The sequence below is a fragment of the Hyphomonas sp. L-53-1-40 genome, from assembly GCF_000682775.1.
Taxonomy (GTDB): Bacteria; Pseudomonadota; Alphaproteobacteria; order Caulobacterales; family Hyphomonadaceae; genus Hyphomonas.
The window spans coordinates 1-1,506 of the sequence record NZ_AWFI01000010.1 but is presented as its reverse complement, the minus strand read 5'-3'; the positions used below and the strand labels follow the sequence as shown (position 1 = coordinate 1,506).

Genomic DNA, 1,506 nt, shown 5'->3' with positions numbered 1-1,506 from the left:
GGTTGTGGCCACAGGCGTGGCCCGCGCCCTTGCCGTCCACTTCTTCGCGATCCGGTGAGGCCGCCTGGTTGATGCCCGGCAGGGCGTCCATTTCCGCGAGCAGGGCGATGACCGGGCCACCGGTGCCGTATTCGGCCATGAAGGCGGTGGGGATGCCCGCCACGCCCGGCGTGACCGTGAAGCCTTCATCCGCGAGGGTCTGCTGGAGCAGGGCGGAGGATTTCTCTTCCTGGTACCCGACCTCGGCCCATTCCCAGAGCTTGCTCGACAATTCGCTGGTCAGCTCGGCCTGATTGCGCGCCTCTTCCAACGCAGCAGACTCGGCTGCATCGGGCCAGGCGGGGGTGGCGGCGCAGGCCATGAGCAGGCAGGCGGACAGGGCGGGCAGGATGGATCGCATGGGCAGGCTCCGTGTGAGGTCGTTTCCTGTCGAGATTGCGGCACCTTGCCCCTGGGCGCAAGGGAGGCTTACCCCTTCCCTCGCGGGCGCGGCGAGGCTAAGAGCGCGGCCATGAGCCTTGTTGCCCTTATCGACTACGGATCCGGAAACCTGCACTCGGCAGGCCGCGCCCTGCGCGAAGCCGCGCGCCTGTCCGGCAGCGGGCATGAGATCCGCATCACGAACCGCACCGAAGACATCCTCGCCGCCGAGCGGGTTGTGTTGCCGGGCGTGGGGCACTTTGCCGATTGCGCAGCGGGCCTGCGGGCGCAGGCGGGCGTGGTCGAGGCACTGGAAGCCGCCTGCCTGAATGGCAACACCCCCTTCCTCGGCATCTGTGTCGGCATGCAGCTGCTGGCCGAGACCGGCCGTGAAGACGGCGCGACGACGGGGCTCGAATGGATCGGCGGCGAGGTTTCCCGCATCCAGCCGGGCGAGGGCTTTCGTGTGCCGCATATGGGCTGGAACGGCCTCAGCTATACCGGCGCGCCGCACCCGGTGCTGGCGGGGCTCGGGGCTGAGCCGCATGTCTATTTCACCCATTCCTACGCGTTTACCGTGACTGACCCCGCCAATATTGCCGCCACGGCGAGCTATGGCGCGCAGGCGATCACCGCAGCAGTGGCGCGGGACAATCTGTTCGGCACGCAGTTCCACCCCGAGAAATCGCAAGGCGTGGGCCTGCGCATCCTTTCCAATTTCCTGACATGGACCCCATGACCCGGCTCACCCTGAGCAAAGTCGAAGGGCGAGCCGCTCCCAGCCCGCGCGCTCCTTCGACTTCGCTCAGGATGAGCGCTAAGGAGACAATATGAGCTTTACCCTCTATCCCGCGATCGACCTGAAAGACGGCCAGTGCGTGCGCCTGCTCCGCGGAGAGATGGACCAGGCGACGGTGTTTTCCGACAGCCCGGCCGACCAGGCGAAAGCCTTTCGCGAGGCGGGGTTCACGCATCTTCACGTCGTCGACCTGAACGGCGCCTTTGAGGGCAAGGCGGTCAACCGCGACGCGGTCGAGGCGATCCTGAAAGCCACCGATGCGCCGGTACAGCTCGGCGGCGGCATCC

General features: G+C 67.1%; 2 protein-coding genes and 1 pseudogene. 2 read left to right on the top strand and 1 reads right to left on the bottom strand.

All coding sequences use genetic code 11. The features are described from left to right. Positions 1–400 (bottom strand): annotated as a pseudogene (locus L53_RS05930) (amidohydrolase); the annotation flags it as partial. Between the two features lie 111 nt (positions 401–511). On the opposite strand from L53_RS05930, the gene hisH reads away from it, so the two are divergent. Next, positions 512–1,159, top strand: a complete 648-nt coding sequence (hisH, locus tag L53_RS05925) for an imidazole glycerol phosphate synthase subunit HisH (RefSeq protein ID WP_034813200.1) — start codon at positions 512–514, stop codon at positions 1,157–1,159. Between the two features lie 91 nt (positions 1,160–1,250). Then, positions 1,251–1,506, top strand: a 256-nt coding sequence (locus L53_RS05920) for a HisA/HisF-related TIM barrel protein (RefSeq protein WP_034813198.1), incomplete at its 3' end; no start/stop codon positions are given.